This window comes from Scytonema sp. UIC 10036 (genome assembly GCF_009725235.1).
In genome coordinates, this window is sequence record NZ_WJFC01000059.1 from 1 (window position 1) to 19623 (window position 19623).

Here is a 19623-nt window from a genome sequence, read left to right on the forward strand (position 1 = left end):
TCTGGGGTTAGGGTTGTGTAAAAAATATTTGATACATCAATCATGACTTTTCTAACATCCTCTTAGGATAAAGTTTTACCTGAAGATTTTCCGCAATTTCCGGTAGATGCTCTAAATACTGGCGGTGCATGGCACCCTTCTCATCATACATACTAGGAACAAATCCCAAAATTGTCGATTTGGGGTCGAGTTGCAGTTCGTCAGCTATAGTAATGCACCATTCTATCAACTCAGCCGAACCGGAGATAGCTTTCATCTCCAATTGTACGGGGATGATAACGTAGGTTGCCCCTGCAATCGCATTGGTATTAAGCATACCCAAAGTCGAGGGGCAATCTAGGATTTGAGTCAACTTTTGGTTGAATTGTAGTAAATATACTGCCTCACCAATGCTTTGTCCAGTAGTTTTTCCTAATATCAGGAGACCGAAAAGTTTGGCGAACGCCAAAAAATAGTAGTCTGTGATACTGTTTTTTGAGAATTCAAAAAAGTTGATTGCTTTTGATAAATTATAAAGAAAATTCTTAGAAATGTATTCAAAGATACAGTTAGCTAAACAAAAGTCTGGTTTTGAGTTTGTTTTTTAGAACGATCTCAAAAGTTTTCGGTCTACTGAATGTCGTATTTCTAAGTTTGACGAAATTTATAATGAAAAATCAGTTGTGAATGGAAATTAGCTGCACTTTCAAGACCAGATTTGAAATTTTGGCAGTGAAGCTTCCTAAATTAATCAATTACGACTTACGCCAATGTTCGCTCCAGTAGTCCTTTCCCAAGCAAGATCGCGAAGAAAGCGCCCGCCGGAGGCAGATTGGCTAAAATTGATGGATTAGTAACATAAGAATAAAATTCAGCCAAAACTTGAGATGATATACACAATATTTCTCTTTCACTAGGTCTAAATATTTCTCATGCCGCTCGATACTGCGCCGCTTTGATATTAACAACATAAGCTAAAACATTAGTGTCAAGATAAATTTGTTTAGGTTCTTTGTTCATAGAGCTTACTGCGGTCAAAAGGTACTAAAATTTCACTAGCAAAAAATAAATCGTTCATATTAACATCTTCATCATGATTGGTGTAACTTGATTGTTCTTCTTTACTATTCTGATTACGAATCAGTTGATTTTTAGCGTGAAATGCCTCAATTATTGCTTTGATTTGCTCAATTTGCTCTGGAGTTAATCCAGTAACATTAAGTGTTTGATTGGTCATAGAAATTGATTGGTTATCTTCAATATTCTAATTATACCGCTTTATAAGGTGTTTTAAAAATCTAACTATTAAAGAATTAAGGTTTTAAAACCCACGTAGGTGGTGAATCCAGCCCTGTAGCAGCCCGTAGCGGATAAATTTGTACTTCGTATAGGAGATGGCTATCTGTACGTCATATAGAAGAAGGGAAAAAAAATTTTGTTTCCAATTGTTACCACATGGTTGTCTACATATTTTCAACCAGACAAACTGATTTATGTAGTCATCGATACGGCTTTAGCCGTTAAGTGCGATTCGTTCACTCGAAATGAGTATTTATACTCAAGGATGAGTGGCAGGGGATAAAAACCGGGCAACCGGAACAGAACCTTGACAACTGAATGACCAGTGCGATTCGTTCAGTCGAAACCTTTTTTTTAAGGGGGATGACTGGCTTTTGTTGGGTAACCCAAAACCGGGTTGAGTTCGCACTTTAAGCCCCCAACAAATGATAACTCATTATTCATGTAGGTGCGGAAATCTAGCCAAGCCATAAGCCAAGACAGCTAGAGGAACAATGGGAAAGACTAAGGGTCACCCCTAGAACATAACCTAATTCCGCAAGACACCAAGTCCTACTGTCCCGGTGCGGGATTAAAAGCACACAGCCTACCAAAGGTAAAACCTCGGTAGCCCCCACGCCCAAGACTGATTATCACACGGCGTGTAAGCAGGGGGTGAAAGCAGTCAATGCGGTAATTGCTGAAAGCGTACACTGCTAGCAAGAATCCCATGGGTAGAACAAGCAAAGTGTCGTCTGAGCCATCGTCATCAGTTACCAGGGGCAATAAGCAAAGCGGATTTTATCCATACCCCCTGGGTCGGAAATATCCGACAAAGGCAGAGTCCATCAGGTTCTGGTTACCGTGATGGCGCACCACTCAAAACCTCGGTGGAAAGGCACACCCTAAAGGATTCCAATATGGATAATGGGAACGAAACAACCCCTCATACTCTCCTGAAATTAGTAACAGGTAGGTATCAACCATAAGACATGAGGGAGCAGGATGGTTCAAGAAGCAAAAGCCCAACCTGAAACACAGGTAACGCCTGAAAAGGGATGGCGTAACTGCCGGGATAAGCAGACGTGAACCGCAGTGTGGGAAAAGCTAGAGGTAACAGTAGCAATTAATATGACTAAAGCCGAACAACAGTTCAGGTTGGTATGGGACAACGATATACCTGTATGCCTTGGTTTTGAAATTTCTGACTGGAAAGATATAAACTGGCGCAAAGCAGAGAAACGTGTGTTCAAGTTGCAAAAACGCATCTATGCTGCTTCCCGCCGTGGTGATATCAAGCTATGCCGCAAACTCCAAAAGACGTTGATGAGGTCTTGGTGTGCGATTCGTTGGTCGCTGAATCACGGTATAAGTCCGTACATAAGCTACCCAAGGCGAAACCCTAGAGTAACCTTGAACTTCCGGTGTGATGTGGGTGAAAGCCCCACCTACCAGACTCAGGTATGACTCCCTATCTGCCCACACTGACCGAACTCGGTTTTCGGAGGGTGAAGCTGGGAACAGGGCACAATCAGACGGCTGTTATGGGCTGACACTGGTGCTAAAGGGGCGTTCTTACGGTGAAACCGAGCCTAGAAAAGCAACCCACCTCAGAGCGGGGCATAACATAACACCCCCGACTCCACTGGAGATAATTCCCGTCGCACTTTGCCAAGGATAGCGGCTTGAGTCTAGGGGATTCAGTGGTTGAAGTGGCTACACCTAAAAGAACAAAGCAATCTCACTGGAGGAACGAAAAAAAACGGATTGAGGGTCAGAGGACAGGTCGAACCCCCTGTAGGCTAGACGAGTAGCGGAACTCCTTCAATTCGGATAGGATGCGACGTAATTGTTGCAAGGTGTTCAGAGTAAACTTGTTGGAGTCAGTGTATGATTGGACACAGCAGTAATGCTAGTGAATCTTGGATAAATCTACCGTGGAAGAAATTCCGCCGCGATTTATTCCGCCTACAAAAGCGTGTTTACAAAGCTGTTCAAGCAGGCGACTACCGGAAAGCGAAGTCCCTACAAAAGCTCATAATGAACTCCACCGCAGCGAGATTACTGGCTATCCGTCAGGTATCACAGCTAAACGTTGGGAAAAGGACACCCGGAATTGATGGTAAAGCCAAACTCACAATTGAGGAAAGGTTTGAGCTTAGTGATGAACTCAAGCACCATAGTAATAACTGGCACCACCAGGGGTTACGAGAAATTCCCATTCCAAAAAAAGATGGGAAAATCAGAATTCTGAAAGTCCCCACTATCGCGGACAGAAGTTGGCAGTGCCTAGTGAAGTACGCCTTAGAACCAGCGCATGAAGCAACCTTCCACGCCAACAGTTATGGATTTAGAACCGGACGCTCGGCGCATGACGCACAGAAAATCCTACAATTAAATCTACGCTCAAGTTGTAATGGAATAGAGAAACGAGTCATCGAACTTGATATCGAAAAATGCGTGCGCCGCGACGATTAACGCGGTATTCCCAACCAAGTTGGGAGAGACTAAGAAGAATGTCTCTAAGTCAACCAACTTACCTGGAGTCGAAAGACAAAAGGGACAACAGCATGTTGGTAAAGCCGGAAATGGAGAGAAGGCGTTAAAACCATTGTTCGGCAAGACTTGTGTGACAAGGTGAAGATTAAACTATCTGAAGCCCAATTCTGACGGTATACTCGATTACCTATTCCTACAACGCCTAAAAGGAATAATCGTTTGTGTGTAGTTTTAAGCATTTGAACCACACAACTTCTTTAAACGAAGTCAGCCACCGATGAGATGGCTTAACGAATGAGTGGGACACCTAAATCACACTGATACGTACCGAGTTGATGAAGCGCGGGATGGTCTATGGGACGCGAGTCCTATGACTACAGAGTTCCCATAGTAGTCCGAGGGCGGGAAAGCCGTCCACATGGCAAAGGGGAACAGGTATTTCTTACATTGTTACCGAGAGGTACGCGAGATGCGAAACGCCGAAACGGTGTTAAATGTAAAATACTGGAGAGCCGTGTACCTGGAAACTCGTAAGCACGGTTCGGCGGGGGCTAGTTGGAAAAGGAGCCAATAATTGGAAACCTCGCTAGCTAGCTACCCACTTTCGACAGGATAAGCCACTCGGCAATAATGGATAGGCTCATTGCTCCTGTGAGCATAAAGACCGGAATTTTCCGATGTTTAAAAGCCGGAGTTAATCCAGAATTTCCCGAACAAGGAACGCCACAAGGCGGCGTGGTAAGTCCCCTATTAGCGAACATTGCGCTCAATGGAATAGAGGACATACACCAATCGGTGCGGTACGCAGACGATATGGTTATTATACTCAAACCCAAAGATGACGCAACGAAAATACTTGACAAAATTAGTCGGTTTCTTGGCGAAAGAGGGATGAATGTAAGCGAGAAAAAGACCAAGCTAACCGCTACGACAAATGGCTTTGATTTCCTCGGCTGGCACTTTAAGGTGCAGAGCAACGGGAAGTTTAGGAGTACTCCCTCAGTGGATAACTTTAAGACATTCCGTAAGAAAGTAAAGGCGATTGTCGGCAACTCGAACATTGGTGCCACGGAAAAAGCCGCAAGACTAGCACCCGTGGTTAGAGGCTGGAGGAACTACCACCGCTACTGCAACATGAATGGGTCACGGTTATCGCTATGGCACATCAACAACAGAGCGTTCAAGGTATTTAATCAGGAAGCCAAACAAGACCGCGAATCTGTCAGAAAACTGATAAACAAAGCGTTCCCAAAGGTTCCCCACTCCGAAAATAAGCACGTCAACGTCAAAGGTGAGAAATCGCCTTTCGACGGGGACATCGCCTACTGGAGCGAGCGAAATAGCAAACTCTACGACGGTGAAACCTCTTTTGCCTTAAAACGGCAAAACCATATATGTGCCGCCTGTGGGCTAAAACTCCTGTCTGATGAACGAGTACAGCTCCACCACATTGACGGGAACCATGCCAACTGGAAGAAAACGAATCTGATAGCTGTACACGAAAGCTGTCACGATTATCTGCACATGAGCAAAAGCGAAAGCTAAGAACGTCGGAAGCTGGGTGCGGGGAAACTTGCACGCCCAGATTTAATAGAGAGGTGCGGCGGATAATACCGCCCATCGACTCTACCCTAATAAGGTTTTAGCGGTACGACGGGTCACACAGGATAACCAGGGTGTGCGACGTGAAAGTTGTACATTAGGCGCATCCGCGCCTTCAAAACTGGAGAGCCATCTCTCCCGGAGAATTCTCTCTCTCCGTCCCCACATAAAAAGGTGGTTTCACCCCGCCTACAACAAAATTAAGTAATGAATTTGTTGGAATGCAAGGCATGAAAACCTGTTAGCTGAAAGCCTAAATCAGTAATACGGGTAAGGGGAAGACCGATTCGGGTTAACTTAAAGTGAATCACTGTAAATTCCGTTATATCTGAAGAGTGAAATAAGGCTGATACACTCTAACCAAAAAGGTAAGTGAGTAGGTTATTAACAGTTCCTTGGGTTAATAACGAGAGAACATAACTCTCACCGGAGTATAGGTGGAACCCAAAGCGGTCACTAGTTAAATGTACGAAACACGGTAAGCCCTATAGATTCTCAAACAGGTCGATGATTTGAGTAGGTAGACCGCAAGGAAAACGGAACTATCTAGAGGGTAAAGGATGCTGGAGAAAGCAAAAGCTCCTAGTAACGTGGGAGATAGGGATTCAAAATTTGTCCCACATTGAAAGATGGCAAACTTCCAGCGGGTCTTCAACGATAAACAAAGTAAAAGGAATCGAACCGAAAGTGAAAGATAGAGTCAGCAATGACATCGGAGCCAAGGAACCGCTGAATAATTGGGCTGAAATTAATTGGAAGCTGGTTAAAAAGCGGGTTAGAAACCTAAGACAGAGAATTTATCGTGCCACCCAGAACGGTCGGTGGAATCAGGTTCGGAACCTGATGAAACTGATGATTCGCAGTTACTCCAACCTGCTATTGTCCGTGCGAAGAATCACCCAGGAAAATGATGGAAAACAAACGGCTGGCATTGATGGTCAGACGGCAATAACTCCAGAACAAAGGGTGAAGATGGTCAAAGAGATGAAGGAATATTCCTTATGGAAAGTTCACCCTACTAAAAGGGTTTTTATTCCCAAACAAAACGGGAAATTAAGACCATTGGGAATCCCTACAATTAAAAATCGCATAGCACAGGCAATAATCAAAAATGCCTTAGAACCAGTCTGGGAAACTAGATTTGAAGCCAATTCTTACGGCTTTCGCCCTGGTAGAAGCTGTCACGATGCCATTGAGCAAGTCTGGATTAGACTCAACGCGCAAGGAAATGACAGATGGATATTGGAGGCGGATATTCAAGGAGCATTTGATAATATTAGCCACGAATATTTACTCAATACCATAGGAGAAATCCCCGGTAAAGAGTTAATTAAACAATGGCTAAAAGCAGGATATGTAGAGGCTGAAATTCTCCACGAAACTCTCAGCGGAACACCACAGGGCGGAATTATTTCACCCGTACTTGCGAATATAGCCCTCGACGGAATGGAGAAGCTCCTAAGTCAATTTCAAAAAACAAAGGAGTACCAATATACCGATTCTAAAGGTCGGAAAAGAACAGAGAGGGAACGTAAACCTAGATACGGATTTGTCCGCTACGCGGATGACTTTATCATCACCGCAGAAAGCAGTGAAGAACTGATAGTCATACAACCCATCATCTCAGATTGGCTGAAACAACGAGGGCTGGAATTTAATACGGATAAAACCAAAATCACCCACATTAATGATGGGTTCAATTTTTTAGGGTTTAATATCCGACATTACAAGGGTAAATGCTTAATTAAACCGCAGAAAGAGAAGGTCAAAGAATTCCTAACTGGGATTCAAGAGTGGCTGAATCAACACAAAACTGTGGAAACAACAGCAGTTATCCAATACCTCAGCCCAGTTATCCGAGGATGGGGAAACTACTACAAGCATAAGGTCAGTAAGGACGTGTTTTCTTATGTAGACTACAGACTATGGCAAATGCTATGGAAATGGTCTCTCATGAGACATCCAAACAAAGGGAAAAAATGGGTAGCGCAAAGATATTTCAAAACCATTAATGGAACAGCATGGAACTTTGCTCAAACCATAAAAGACAGAAACGGTAAGGATAAATTAATCACCTTACCTAAATTGTCACACATCCCGATAATCCGCCATGTCAAGGTTAAAGGCACGGCATCCCCTGATGACCCAACACTCTCCGAATATTGGGAAAAACGACAAACCAGATACGGCAAATCATACTTTGCTCAAGGTTCAAAACTCTATCAGGTAGCCCAGAACCAAAAATGGAAGTGCCCAATATGTGGAGAAAGCTTGTTTAATGGAGAAGACTTGCACACACACCATGTAGTGAAGGTGACAGATGGAGGGAAAAATGAGGTGGACAACCTTGTACACCTCCACAAATCCTGCCACTTACACTTACACACAAGTCAACGTACTGGAAAGCAGAAGGCTTGAGCCGTATGATGCGTAAGTGTCATGTACGGTTCTTAGGGGAGAGGGACGCGGCGACGTGCGCCCTCTTACCCGACAAAAAGACGGCAGGTGTGGATGGTATAAAATCACTATCCCCAGTAGAACGTCTTGAACTGGTAGGGCAATTAAGAATCACTGGCAAATCCAAACCTACACGTAGAGTATGGATTCCGAAGCCTGGTAGAGACGAAAAGCGCCCATTAGGAATTCCCACTATGTACGACCGCGCACTACAAGCTGTAGTAAAAGCTGCACTTGAGCCAGAATGGGAGGCGGTTTTTGAACCAAGTTCCTATGGTTTTAGACCAGGGAGGTCATGCCATGATGCAATCAAACACATTAAAGATGCCATACAAAATCAGGCAAAATTCGTACTTGATGCGGATATATCGAAGTGTGTGCGCCGCGATGGTTAATGCGGTATCCCCAACTTAGTTGGGAAAGACTGAGAAGGGAGTCTTGAGGTCAACCAACCTACCTAGAGTCGAAAGACGAAAGGGACAACAGCATGTTGGTAAAGCCAGAAATGGAGAGAAGGCGTTAAAACCATTGTTTGGCAAGACCTGTGTGACAAGGTGAAGGTTAAACTACCAGAAGCCCAATTCTGACGGCATATGCGATTGCCTATTCCTACAACGCCTACAAGGAATAATCGATTGTGCGTAGTTATAAGCATTGGAACTATGCAACTTCTCCAAACGATGTCAGCCATCGATGAGACGGCTCAAAGAATGAATGGGACACCTAAATCACACTATTACGTACCGAATTGATGAAGCGCGGGATGGTCTACAGGACGCGAGTCCTATGACTACAGAGTTCCCATAGTAGTCTGAGGACGGGAAAACCGTCCACATGGCAAAGGGGAACAGGTATTTCCGACATTTTAACCGAGAGGTACGCGAGATGCGAACAGCCGAAACGGTACTAAGTGTAATCCGAGACAGAGGCTACCGGGGTTTACCATTAGATGATGTTTACAGGCAACTGTTCAATCCCGATTTGTTCCTCCTAGCGTATAGCCGCATTTATAAAAATGCAGGAGCAATGACGAAAGGAGTAACAGAGGAAACTGCTGATGGAATGTCCATCAAAAAGATTGAGAATCTGATAGAAGAGATTCGATATGAACGATTTCGATGGACACCAGTGAGGCGAATTAATATTCCCAAGAAAAACGGGAAAACTCGACCATTAGGTATTCCTACTTGGAAGGACAAATTGGTTCAAGAAGTAATACGTTTAATGCTAGAGGCATATTATGAACCGCAATTTTCCGACAGCAGTCATGGTTTTAGACCCCAACGCGGATGCCATACGGCTTTAACAATAATAGACCGCACATGGCAAGGAACCAAGTGGTTTATTGAAGGGGATATTCGGGGATGTTTCGACAACATAGACCATAAAATCTTAATGTCAATACTACGCGAGAAAATCCAAGATAACCGCTTCCTGAGATTGATTGAAAATTTACTCAAGGCAGGCTACTGCGAGCAATGGAAATACTCTTCCACCCTTAGTGGAACTCCACAAGGTGCGATTATTTCACCACTACTCGCTAATATTTACCTTGATAAATTGGATAAGTTTGTGGAAAATCATCTAATTCCAGAGTATACACGGGGTAACAAAAGGGCAGAAAATCCGGAGTACTCAAAACTCCAAAAACTTGCCTGGTATTTTCGGAAAACCGGACAAATAGAAAAAGCACATCAACTGGAAATAGAATACCAACGTATGCCTTCTAAAGATGTCCGTGACCCTGAATACAGAAGGCTTAGTTACGTGCGTTACGCTGATGATGTGCGCCATTTTACCAGGCGCTAGACCCCTTTCATAGAAAGGAGAGGTACGGAAAAAGTGACCTCTGGGTCAACAACTTACCTAATTGCGAAAGCGAGAGGGGACTGTAGCATGTTGATAAAGCGGAAGTCATTAGAAGACGCTTATGGTGTCGTTCCGCAAGACCCGTGCGATATGGTGAGAGCCAAACTGCCCAAACCTCAGTTTCCAATGATGCAAGCGTACATCCCCCGATGACAGCGTCTCAAACGCGGGGTCACAGTGATAGGGTGATTAAATCGTCGTCATCTGAATTTTCCGCACTGTGAATGGTGAGGAACGACCTCACTCAAGGAAACGGACGAGGCACCTAAGTTGCACTATATACATCTAGCATCTAGGGAATATGGGATTGCCCGACGTGTCGAGAGACACAGGGTAACGGAGCCACCGTAGTACTCCGAAAACGGGAAAGCCGTTTACATGGGGAAGGGTGGCAGGTGTTAACAAAACCCTATCAGGGAGGTACGCGAGATGCGGAACGCCAAAACTGTATGGGTGAGAAAGGTAACACTGGAGAGCCGGGTACTCCGAAAGGCGTAAGCCCGGTTCGGGGAGGGGCGGACAGAAAAGTGCTTATTGTAACTCGCTGGTCGCCTACTCTACTTTGTAATTCTCCATGATGATATAACCGTTGTCCAAAGATGCCAGATAATTATATCTGAGTGGTTAAAAGGCATGGGTTTGGAATTGAAGCCATCAAAAACACGCCTAACTCACACTTTAAATAAGTATGAAAATGAAGAACCAGGATTTAACTTCCTTGGTTTTAATGTTAGGCAGTTTCCAGTGGGTAAATACGACTCAAAACAAGGCTTCAAAACAATCATCACCCCAAGCAAAGAAAAGCAAAGGATACACTACGAACGAATAGCTAGTATCATCAACGACCATAAACAAGCGCCACAGGAGGCGTTAATCAGCCGACTTAACCCGGTAATTCGAGGATGGTCAAACTACTATTCAACGGTAATAAGCAAAGAAGCTTATATATCACTAGATAATCTCATGTATCCGAAACTAAAAGCTTGGGCAAAACGCCGTCATCCAAATAAATCAGGAGAATGGATAACCAAAAAATATTGGCGAACCATTGGCGGTGATAATTGGGTATTTGCCACACCGAACAAAGGTAACAATCTCATGCGATTAATTAATCATACGGATATGCCTATAGTTCGGCACATAAAAGTGAAAGGCGATGCCAGTCCATACGATGGCAACCTAATTTATTGGAGTTCAAGAATGGGTACACACCCCGAAGTGCCAAAAAGAGTGGCAACACTTTTAAAGCAACAAAAAGGAAAATGTGCTCACTGCGGATTGTACTTCCGAGAGGAAGATGTACTGGAGATTGACCACAAAATACCATTAAGTCATGGGGGCAAAGATGAATATAAAAATCTCCAGCTATTACATAAACATTGCCATGATGTCAAAACAACCGAGGATGGTTCGGTTGGGGGTATGCAATTGGACAAGCACCAAATTACTGAGGAGCCGGATGAATTGAAAAATTCACGTCCGGTTTTGAAGACGAGTCGCTCCGGTAACGGAGCGGCTTAGTTTAATGCGAAGCTTATCGCACTGCTTGGGGTTGTATTAATCTATTTGTAATTAGCTTAAGTGGTGGATCTTGAGTGGTGAAATTTAAAGAAGTTTCATAAACTGGTTCATTAGATGTTTAACCTTTGAGCGTGAAGGTCATCAGCGATGAATATGTTGCTATCACTCCGTCGATATGGACAGTCAGTTTGGCTCAATGGGTTTGAGCGAGGCTGGATTAGCCGTGGTGAGTTGCAACAGTACATTGAGTCAGACGGTTTAACGGGCGTTCGCTCAAACTTTCAAAGCTTGCAAGTGGCAATTGAGAGACACGAGTACGATCGCGACTTCAGTATACTGGCGCAGCAAGGGATGAGCAGGAATGCTCGCTCAGACTATAACTATTTGATTGTGCGAGATCTACAATTGGCGGCTGATTTGCTCAAACAAGTTCATTCTCAGACTCAGGGATGCAATGGCTATGTTCAAATCGATCTTCCGCCTGATGCACTGCTTTCACCTCAAACAGCGATCGCAGCAGCGCAAGACATCTGGCAGTCAGTTGGATGGAGTAATTTGTTGTTGAGAATCCCAGCGACTCAATTGCTGCTACCAGTGATTGAACATCTAATTGGCAATCGTATCAATGTGAATGCAACGTTAGTTTTTTCTCCAAGTATGTATGAACAAGTATTCGATAGTTATAAAAGAGGGCTGGAGAGCCTGATTCAGCAAGGAAAACCGATGAATGACGTTGTTTGTTTTACAACTGTCCCCATTGGTCGTTTGGATAGAGCGTTTGATCCACTTATTACCGATACAGAAACATCTTTCAGTGTGATGCAAGCCAAACTTCTGTACCAGCATTATCGAAATCTCTGTCAAAGTGTTGACGAAGCTTTTCCCCTGGAAACACGCTGGCAATCGCTCCCAGAAGGGGTAAAACCGCTGCGTCTGGTATGGGATTGTACAGATATTCCGCCTGAATCCGCGTGGCGCTATATTCCGACTCTCGTGGCTCCTGAAACCGTCATGATGCTGGAGCCGTCAACGCTCTTAAAGTATCGTGAGGTTTCTTTGCTGCCGACGAGGTTGACAGAGGATGAACAAGCTGAACAACATGTGACAAACGGATTGTCAGAGATATCTTTGGATGAACGAGTTGACCAACTTGTGAACGAGGAAATGGCGCGATCGCTCAACGCCTTTCAACAGTTGCTAGACACGATTGAGCAGAAGAGAAGGCGCTGAAGTTGGATGTGCATCACTTCAGCGGTCAATTGCTCCTAGCGCTTTAAGGGTAGCTCTTTGAGCCACTGTCAACCCGGTTACTCCTTGAATATTCATACCTTCATACAGGCGCTCGATCGTTAGCGTGCTGATACAACTTCCTGTCTTTACATCCCATAGTTTTATCGTGCGATCGTAACTGCCGCTCAGTAGGATTTGACCGTTGGAGCTAAAGAGGACTGAGGTGACCCAACTGGTGTGTTCGCACAATATTTGGAGGCAGTGTCCCGTTTGCAAATCCCACAAGCGGATGGTTTGGTCATCACTGCCACTTGCTAAGATTCGACCATCTGAACTGATGGCAAGCGTCCACACAACTCCTGTATGTCCCTGCAATAGTTTCAGACATTTTCCGGTTTGCACATCCCACAAGCGAATCGTTTGATCGTGGCCACCGCTTACCAATCGTTGACCACTGCCATCAAATACCAGCGTGAAAATGGCACCCGTATGCTCCTGCAATACCCTCAAACATTCTCCAGTTTGCACATCCCACAAGCGAATGGTATCATCAAAACTACCACTTGCCAAGCATTGACCTCTCTTGTCAAACGCGATCGCGAGAATACCGCTCTCATGCCCGCGTAACACCCGCAAACAATGATGTGTCTCCACATCCCATAGTCGCACAGTGCGATCGTAACTACTGCTTGCCAAAATCTTTCCCCCTGGACTGAACAACACTGTCCAGATGGATTCGCTGTGCGCTGACCACTCGTCGAGATGTCCGGTTTGAATATTACACACGGCGATCGACTTATCATGTCGATTGATCGCCAGCATTTGACCATCAGGACTAAAGCTGACGTTGCTTAATGATGAAATCCGACGGGTCGGGCTGGAAAAAGTTTTGTAGGGGTGAAGTTGTGGCAGATTGCTATCGGGCTGCAAACTCCACAACTGAATCGTTTCATTTTGACCACTACTGGCAAGCATTCGATCGTCCGAACTGAGGCTCAGGGAGTGAAGCCCACCAGTATATCCACGCAATGTTTTCAGGTTTCGTCCGCTTTGCAAATGCCACAGCCGCACCGTATGGTCTTTTCCTGCACTCACCAACAATTGACCGTCGGCACTGATAGCAAGCCCGTGAACATCATGCGTATGACTGTCGAGCACGTGGGTGGATTGCCCATCCTGGACACTCCAAAGGCGCAGAGTGCCATCGCGACTGGCACTGGCTAACAAAGGACCATCCGGGCTAAAGGCGATGTCCCAAACCCAATCGGTATGTCCCTGTAGCACCTTGAAATTGAGCTTTGACGAGCGCTCGCTAGCGAGATAATCGCTCCACAGTCGAATTGACCCATCACGACTTCCGCTAGCAAGCAGTTGACCATCTGGGCTGTAGCACACACACTGAACCCCGCTGATATGTCCCTGTAAGATACTCAAGCACTGACCGTTGCTCACATCCCAGATCCGAATGGTTGTATCATGACTGCTGCTGGCTAACGTTTGCTGGTTAGGAGCGAAGTGGGCAGCATAAACACTCTGGGTGTGCCCTTTCAAGACACGGAGACACTGCCCTTGCAAATTCCACAAACGCACGGTTTGGTCGTCGCTGCCACTCGCTAATTGCTGACCATCGGGACTAAAACTCACTGACCAAACACAGCTTGTATGCTCTGTTAGCACCTGCAAGCATTGCCCACTTTGGACATCCCATAAGCGCACCGAACTATCAGTACTACCACTGGCTAACGTTCTGCCATCCGGACTAAAAGCAACCGACCAAACCCACCCTGTGTGACCTTCAAAGGTGGCTAAGAGTTGGGTTATGGTGATGTTCCAGAGATAGATGTTGCCATTGGAAGTCCCAACTGCAACGATCTGAGCGTCTGAACTCAGGCCAATTGACATGGCATTACTGAGTGTTTCTGAAAAGATGGATTTGGCTAAATTGGCATTCTGAAAATTGACTCTTGCTAAATTGACTTGTCGTAAGTCGGCTTGTTGCACTATGAGATTAGAAAAGTCAGAGCCGCGCAAATCCACTTGAAACTGTACCAGCAGGTTAATTAAGTTTCCTGCAACGTACCCTGGTTTCTTCCCCTGTTGCATCAATAAGTGCCTTGCTTGCGCCTCGATTGCCGCCACACTGTCAAAGCGAGACAGAAGCCGCTCCATCACGGGTTGCATAATTAAGCGCGTCTGAATCTCTCGAATGTAATCTTTTGCCTGTACTCGCAATAAGGGATGCGTTTGCCAAAAGTTAAGCTGCTGCGTCTCAAATTCTATGCAAAGAAGCTGCACGAATCGTTCTGTGACATATTCCATCACTACAGGTTGCAAGAAGAATAACCCATCGGTTTTTTCAATTAGCGATCGCCTCAGCAGTGAGTTGATCGAATTAGGTACACTTTGTTGAGCAGCAGGATCGATCGCGTTCTCTCGAATATCTGCCATTGAGACTGGCTCCCGATAAATTGCAAACCAGGACAGTGTTTTCTGTTCAGCTTCAGACAAGCGATCGAACTGACGGTTTAGCAAATCGCGGATGTCTTCGAAAACAGCCAATCCCTGACTGAGATAGGGCAGCACCTCGGTAATACTGCCGTTAAATAAATCTTTAATTGCGGCAGCCACCAGTTTTAGCGCCAAAGGATTGCCGCCATAGTGATGGATCAAAGTCTGCCATTCGGATTCCGATCCTGTAAACGCTCCTTTTTGCCGAAAGATAGCGCGTCCGTCATCAGGTGTCAGCCCGCTCAAGGTCAACGATCTTACTAGCACCTGTGTACCTTCCATCAGTGCTATTTCGCGTGGCTTTTCTCGACTAGTAACCAACAAACAACTTTGGTGGGATGCTTCGCCAATGGCTCTGAGCAACTGCCCGTAACCTTCGTAACCCGTGAGCCATTGTCCCACTGGCTCACGCTGCAAAATGGTTTCAGCATTATCCAGTATCAATAAACACTTACGTGACCGCAGATATTGCATCAGTTTGGAGATCTGTCGATCGAGCGTGGAGGGAATGATAGGATCTTCCCCATAAAGCGGCATGAGAAACTTCAGCAGGCTTGACAGGAGTTCATCCAGTGGTGGTGCATTAGCCAAGGAGCGCCATACGACAATCTCAAATTCTGTTTGCATTTGAAGCGCAGCCTTGACCGCGATCGTACTTTTGCCAATGCCGCCAATGCCCAATACTCCAACCAAATGACAGCGCTCGGACACAACCCACTGCCACAGTTGCGTTAGTTCTGCCTCACGCCCATAAAACACTGAGGCATTCACCGCTGTGTCCCAGTCGAGTTGGGGATTTGTCCATCGGATCGGAGTCTCTTCAGATAAGGCAGGGGATATCAGGTCTGTTTTCGTCAATTCCAGCCCAAACGCCCGGAACAGATACTCTATTGACTGACGATCGACCCCCAGGTCGCGCTTGAAAATGCGAGCGAGGGTATTGAGGGAGAGTCCGGTGCGATCGCTGAGAGCTTCCTGAGTGAAGCGCTTACCCCAGGTTTCGTCGGATTCCGCCTGCTGTTTTGCCGTCTGAAACTTTTGCCACCCTTGAGGCGATAGGATAACTCCTCGCACTCGAAAAGAAGTGGAGTGACCTCGTCTAGATTTTGATGGGTTGGAATCCATAGAGCAGCCAATGGTACAAAGGAACTGGCAAATCTTTTCTTGAAATATCGAGCGTTTCTTCAATCTTTGACTGACGGGGAGTTTCAGCAACACAGATTGACAGGCAAAGGATTTTATGTTGGTTAAAGTATACCAGGTTTTATTGCTTGTGGCTCACTAGTGGTAACGTTCCTCAAGTACAGAACAATTAAATTGCGTTTTAACTCAAATAACTTGAGTGGTCTAAATTGAGCGATCGTAGAAGAATGAAGTTAACCGAGGTGGATATTAAAGAGGACTTCCGGGTGGTGCAGTTTACCCCTCAACCCCCTTACCCCTTCCGCTATTAACGCAATGCACTGCCGTACTAGCCAACAAGTCTTAGAGGAGTCACAAATGAGGATTTTTGTTGCTGGGGCAACAGGAGCGATCGGTCGCCCGCTACTCGACCAATTACTTGCCAAAGGACATGACGTTGTAGCTATGACCCGCTCTCCAGAAAGAGCACAGTCATTAGCGGCACAGGGAATAGAACCTGCGAACGCGGATGTATTCGATGCAGATTCAGTTAAAGTAGCGATCGCCCACACTCAACCGGAGGTGGTGATTGAACAACTCACCGCCCTACCCAGGACTTACACTCGCGAATCTATGATTGCAGCAGCGCCTTTGAATACGCGAATTCGGTTAGAAGGGGGAGCCAATGTGCTGGCAGCAGCGCAGGCAGCAGGGGTGCGCCGTTTTCTAAGGCAGTCCATCGCCTTCTGGGGAATTCCCGGTGCTGGATTGGCAGATGAGGAAACACCGTTATCGCTTGATGCCTCCCCCGCCGTTGCCGCAGATGCTCGTCTCGTCACTGAGATTGAACGTCGTTTATTGGAAACGTCAAATCTCGAAGGAATTGCCTTACGCTATGGTTTCTTCTACGGACCGAGCACTTGGTTCAATCCGGATGGTGATGTGGGGCAACAAGTACGGCAGCAACAGTTTCCGATCGTCGGAAATGGTGATGGCGTCTGGTCATGGTTACATATTGAGGATGCAGCGATTGCCACCGTTACCGCTGCAGAGCAGGGCAATCCTGGTGTTTATCTGATTGCCGACGATCGCCCTTTAGCAGTGCGCGACTGGCTCCCTGCGTTTGCTCGATGGCTGAATGCTCCACCCCCACCACAGGTATCGGTTGAAGACGCTTTGAAAAGGGAGGGTGGTGCGGATATTGTTTACTACGGCACTCAGATGCGAGGCGCATCGAATGCCAAGGCAAAACGCGAACTGAATTTTCAGCCTCGACCGTTGGAATGGCTGGTTGGCACCACCGTGGCTCATACCGGTTAACAAGTTAAACTGAACTTTTACCATTCAAATGTACTATAAACCTCTGAAACTGTTGAGATATATGGTTTTGAGTGCATGTGGTTTTGAGTGAAAAACACTGCCCAGCAAGGTAAGTTCTTGTGTTTTCATAACTCACTGTAGATAGCTCAAAACTCAACAACCATAAACTCATCATGAAAAAACTAGAAGGAAAGGAGGAATTTATGAGCGCTGCTAAAATTCTCGCTTTTGCCGGGAGTGCTCGTCAAGATTCGGTCAACAAAAAACTGGTGAAAATTGCCGTTGAAGGAGCTAAAGCCGTAGGTGCAGAAGTGACTTACCTAGATTTCCGCGATCTGCCCTTACCGCTCTATGATGGGGATTTAGAGGAGTCTGAGGGACTGCCAGAGAATGCCCTTAAGCTCAAGGCCCTAATGAAAGCGCATCAAGGATTCTTAATTGCCAGCCCAGAGTACAACAGTTCGATCTCCCCACTGCTGAAAAATGCGATCGATTGGGCATCACGTCCTGAACCGGACGAACCTTCATTAGTGTGTTTCAAAGAAAAGGTTACCGTGTTAATGAGTGCATCCCCTGGATATTTGGGAGGCTTGCGAGGATTAACTCATGTCCGTTCTATTCTTGGCAACATTAAGGTTCTGGTGTTGCCAGATCAGGAGGCAATTGGGAATGCTTATCAAGCATTTGATGAGAATGGCAATTTGAAGGATGAAGCCCAACAGACAAGTATCCTGCAACTTGGCAGCAAACTTGCAACGGTGATTGCCAAACTCAATCTCCCTATCTAAACAAAGTAGAGCATTTCAACGTTTAGCGATCCAGACGGTAAAAGTTGAGTGCTCCAGAAGGTGCGCCTTCCTGGGTTGACACCACCATGGCTCTTAGTTAAAAAGAAATGTACTACTTGCCTATGCAGCATGGTTTCATCGCAAATTAACTGCGTCTGAGTATGAAAAAGTTTGACTAGTAAATTTCAACAACATTGGAGAACAACAATTATGACTCAAGCAAAGCATCCTGCCGATCCAACCCCTCCAACCTTGGAAGGAAAACTAGCTCTGTTACGGAAATTAAGGGATGAATTGGGCAGCGGTGATACCATTCGTCGTCTCTTTTTTGGCGACCTGGAACCCATTGCCCTTCAACCGGGAGGAGCGGGCACGGTAGTTCATCTTTACAACCAAGTTAATGATGTCACGATTGCCTATTGTGTTTCTTACGATGTATTTCTGGCTGCCCGTCCGGGACGAGTTATCGAGTTCGATCCAGCTGAGATCAAATAAGCGACTGGACTGACCAGAGGCAAAATTTTCGGTTCTGTTGCAAGAATCGTTGAGCACGACGATCTCAGGCAGAAAGTGTCGCCACTTGAAGAAGGTGGAAACAGCCATTTAAGTTCAGAACAACTCACTGCGAATGGCTCAAAACTCAACAGCCATGTTCTTTAAATTATCAGAGGTGTTGTCATGAAAATTGTTGTCATTGGTGGCAGTGGGCTGATTGGTAAAAAACTTGTGAGGAAGCTACAGCAACTCGGACATGAGGCGGTAGCAGCGTCCCCTTCTTCAGGTGTTAACGCTGTTACAGGTGAGGGACTGGCTGAGGTGTTAGTGGGTGCTCAAGTTGTTGTCGATGTGACGAATTCACCCTCCTTTGAGGATGCGGAGGTGTTAGAGTTCTTCGAGAAGTCATCTCGGAACCTGTTTGCGGCGGAGGCAGACGCTGGTGTGGCTCATCACATTGCACTATCAATCGTCGGTGCCGATCGCATCCCTGATAGCGGCTATATGCGTGCGAAAGTCGCCCAGGAAAAGTTGATCCAGTCCGCAGGAATACCCTATACAATCGTCCGCGCTACGCAGTTCTTTGAGTTCATCGGCACAATCGTGGCTCAATTTCCCACCGATGGGCAAACGGTTCGCCTGCCCCCTGCCTTTATCCAGCCCATCCTGTCGGAGGACGTTGTTGTCGCGCTGGTCGATATCACACTGGGAGTGCCAGTAAACGGCATTATCGATTTAGCTGGTCCAGATCGGTTCCGTTTTGAGGAAATCATCCGCCAATTCCTAAGTGCAACTCACGACTCACGTCAGGTGGTTGTAGACAGTCACGCCCGTTACTTTGGTGCGGCGTTAAACGATCAGCTCGTTCCGGAGGGCAACTCGCTCATCGGGTCGAACCGTTTCGAGGACTGGCTCAACCGTTCTATCGCTTAAAGATCGGCAATGAGAATTCAAT

13 protein-coding genes and 2 pseudogenes are annotated in these 19623 nt (G+C 45.9%); 12 read left to right on the plus strand and 3 right to left on the minus strand.

Annotated elements, in window-relative coordinates:
* Nucleotides 1-40 precede the first annotated feature (40 nt).
* Both F7734_RS25865 and F7734_RS25870 read right to left on the minus strand, forming a co-directional pair.
* Nucleotides 41-352, minus strand: coding sequence for a ParA family protein (locus tag F7734_RS25865; RefSeq protein ID WP_243147085.1), 312 nt, complete (start codon nt 350-352; stop codon nt 41-43).
* Nucleotides 353-982: 630 nt separating this feature from the next.
* The gene (locus F7734_RS25870) at nt 983-1216 is read right to left on the minus strand and encodes a hypothetical protein (RefSeq protein ID WP_155747504.1); all 234 of its coding nucleotides are present in this window, start codon (nt 1214-1216) and stop codon (nt 983-985) included.
* Nucleotides 1217-2388: 1172 nt separating this feature from the next.
* On the opposite strand from F7734_RS25870, the gene F7734_RS63870 reads away from it, so the two are divergent.
* The 8 genes and pseudogenes from F7734_RS63870 to F7734_RS25910 all read left to right on the plus strand — a co-directional run bounded on the left by F7734_RS63870 (nt 2389) and on the right by F7734_RS25910 (nt 12435).
* Nucleotides 2389-2724: a reverse transcriptase N-terminal domain-containing protein gene (locus F7734_RS63870; RefSeq protein WP_243147086.1), complete on the plus strand. Its 336-nt coding sequence runs from the start codon at nt 2389-2391 to the stop codon at nt 2722-2724.
* A 423-nt stretch (nt 2725-3147) separates the two neighbouring features.
* Nucleotides 3148-3717, plus strand: a pseudogene (locus tag F7734_RS25880) (reverse transcriptase N-terminal domain-containing protein); the annotation flags it as partial.
* 642 nt (nt 3718-4359) lie between these two features.
* A pseudogene (locus F7734_RS25885) lies at nt 4360-5301 on the plus strand (reverse transcriptase domain-containing protein); the annotation flags it as partial.
* A 744-nt stretch (nt 5302-6045) separates the two neighbouring features.
* Complete coding sequence (gene ltrA / locus F7734_RS25890) at nt 6046-7776, plus strand: group II intron reverse transcriptase/maturase (RefSeq protein ID WP_166482149.1); 1731 nt, start codon at nt 6046-6048, stop codon at nt 7774-7776.
* Between the two features lie 5 nt (nt 7777-7781).
* A complete protein-coding gene (locus F7734_RS25895) occupies nt 7782-8210 on the plus strand; it encodes a reverse transcriptase domain-containing protein (RefSeq protein ID WP_243147087.1) in 429 nt (142 codons plus the stop codon).
* Between the two features lie 490 nt (nt 8211-8700).
* Nucleotides 8701-9624 (plus strand): reverse transcriptase/maturase family protein, encoded by a 924-nt coding sequence (locus F7734_RS25900; protein ID WP_207714209.1) that lies wholly within the window; start codon nt 8701-8703, stop codon nt 9622-9624.
* A gap of 693 nt (nt 9625-10317) precedes the next feature.
* Nucleotides 10318-11205: a group II intron maturase-specific domain-containing protein gene (locus tag F7734_RS25905; protein ID WP_207714210.1), complete on the plus strand. Its 888-nt coding sequence runs from the start codon at nt 10318-10320 to the stop codon at nt 11203-11205.
* Between the two features lie 147 nt (nt 11206-11352).
* On the plus strand, nt 11353-12435 hold the full coding sequence (locus F7734_RS25910) for a transaldolase family protein (RefSeq protein WP_155747508.1): 1083 nt from the start codon (nt 11353-11355) through the stop codon (nt 12433-12435).
* 18 nt (nt 12436-12453) lie between these two features.
* On the opposite strand, the gene F7734_RS25915 is transcribed toward F7734_RS25910, so the two are convergent.
* Nucleotides 12454-16068: a WD40 repeat domain-containing protein gene (locus F7734_RS25915; RefSeq protein ID WP_155747509.1), complete on the minus strand. Its 3615-nt coding sequence runs from the start codon at nt 16066-16068 to the stop codon at nt 12454-12456.
* Nucleotides 16069-16443: 375 nt separating this feature from the next.
* Between F7734_RS25915 and F7734_RS25920 the strand changes: the two genes are divergently transcribed.
* The 4 genes from F7734_RS25920 to F7734_RS25935 all read left to right on the plus strand — a co-directional run bounded on the left by F7734_RS25920 (nt 16444) and on the right by F7734_RS25935 (nt 19601).
* Nucleotides 16444-17385: an NAD(P)-dependent oxidoreductase gene (locus F7734_RS25920; protein ID WP_155747510.1), complete on the plus strand. Its 942-nt coding sequence runs from the start codon at nt 16444-16446 to the stop codon at nt 17383-17385.
* A gap of 173 nt (nt 17386-17558) precedes the next feature.
* Entirely contained in the window at nt 17559-18173 is a 615-nt protein-coding gene (locus tag F7734_RS25925) for an NAD(P)H-dependent oxidoreductase (RefSeq protein WP_243147088.1), read from the plus strand.
* Nucleotides 18174-18383: 210 nt separating this feature from the next.
* Nucleotides 18384-18668: a hypothetical protein gene (locus F7734_RS25930; RefSeq protein WP_155747511.1), complete on the plus strand. Its 285-nt coding sequence runs from the start codon at nt 18384-18386 to the stop codon at nt 18666-18668.
* 183 nt (nt 18669-18851) lie between these two features.
* Nucleotides 18852-19601, plus strand: coding sequence for an SDR family oxidoreductase (locus F7734_RS25935; RefSeq protein ID WP_155747512.1), 750 nt, complete (start codon nt 18852-18854; stop codon nt 19599-19601).
* The last annotated feature ends 22 nt before the right edge of the window (nt 19602-19623 follow it).

What these genes read in the sequence shown, in the direction of transcription:
- F7734_RS25935 (WP_155747512.1), top strand. Translation starts at nt 18,852, where the DNA reads ATGAAAATTGTTGTCATTGGTGGCAGTGGGCTGATTGGTAAAAAACTT.
- F7734_RS25900 (WP_207714209.1), top strand. Translation starts at nt 8,701, where the DNA reads ATGCGAACAGCCGAAACGGTACTAAGTGTAATCCGAGACAGAGGCTAC.
- F7734_RS25920 (WP_155747510.1), top strand. Translation starts at nt 16,444, where the DNA reads ATGAGGATTTTTGTTGCTGGGGCAACAGGAGCGATCGGTCGCCCGCTA.
- F7734_RS25925 (WP_243147088.1), top strand. Translation starts at nt 17,559, where the DNA reads ATGAAAAAACTAGAAGGAAAGGAGGAATTTATGAGCGCTGCTAAAATT.
- F7734_RS25870 (WP_155747504.1), bottom strand. Translation starts at nt 1,216, where the DNA reads ATGACCAATCAAACACTTAATGTTACTGGATTAACTCCAGAGCAAATT.
- F7734_RS25905 (WP_207714210.1), top strand. Translation starts at nt 10,318, where the DNA reads ATGGGTTTGGAATTGAAGCCATCAAAAACACGCCTAACTCACACTTTA.
- F7734_RS25895 (WP_243147087.1), top strand. Translation starts at nt 7,782, where the DNA reads ATGATGCGTAAGTGTCATGTACGGTTCTTAGGGGAGAGGGACGCGGCG.
- F7734_RS25910 (WP_155747508.1), top strand. Translation starts at nt 11,353, where the DNA reads ATGAATATGTTGCTATCACTCCGTCGATATGGACAGTCAGTTTGGCTC.
- F7734_RS25915 (WP_155747509.1), bottom strand. Translation starts at nt 16,068, where the DNA reads ATGGATTCCAACCCATCAAAATCTAGACGAGGTCACTCCACTTCTTTT.
- F7734_RS63870 (WP_243147086.1), top strand. Translation starts at nt 2,389, where the DNA reads ATGACTAAAGCCGAACAACAGTTCAGGTTGGTATGGGACAACGATATA.
- F7734_RS25930 (WP_155747511.1), top strand. Translation starts at nt 18,384, where the DNA reads ATGACTCAAGCAAAGCATCCTGCCGATCCAACCCCTCCAACCTTGGAA.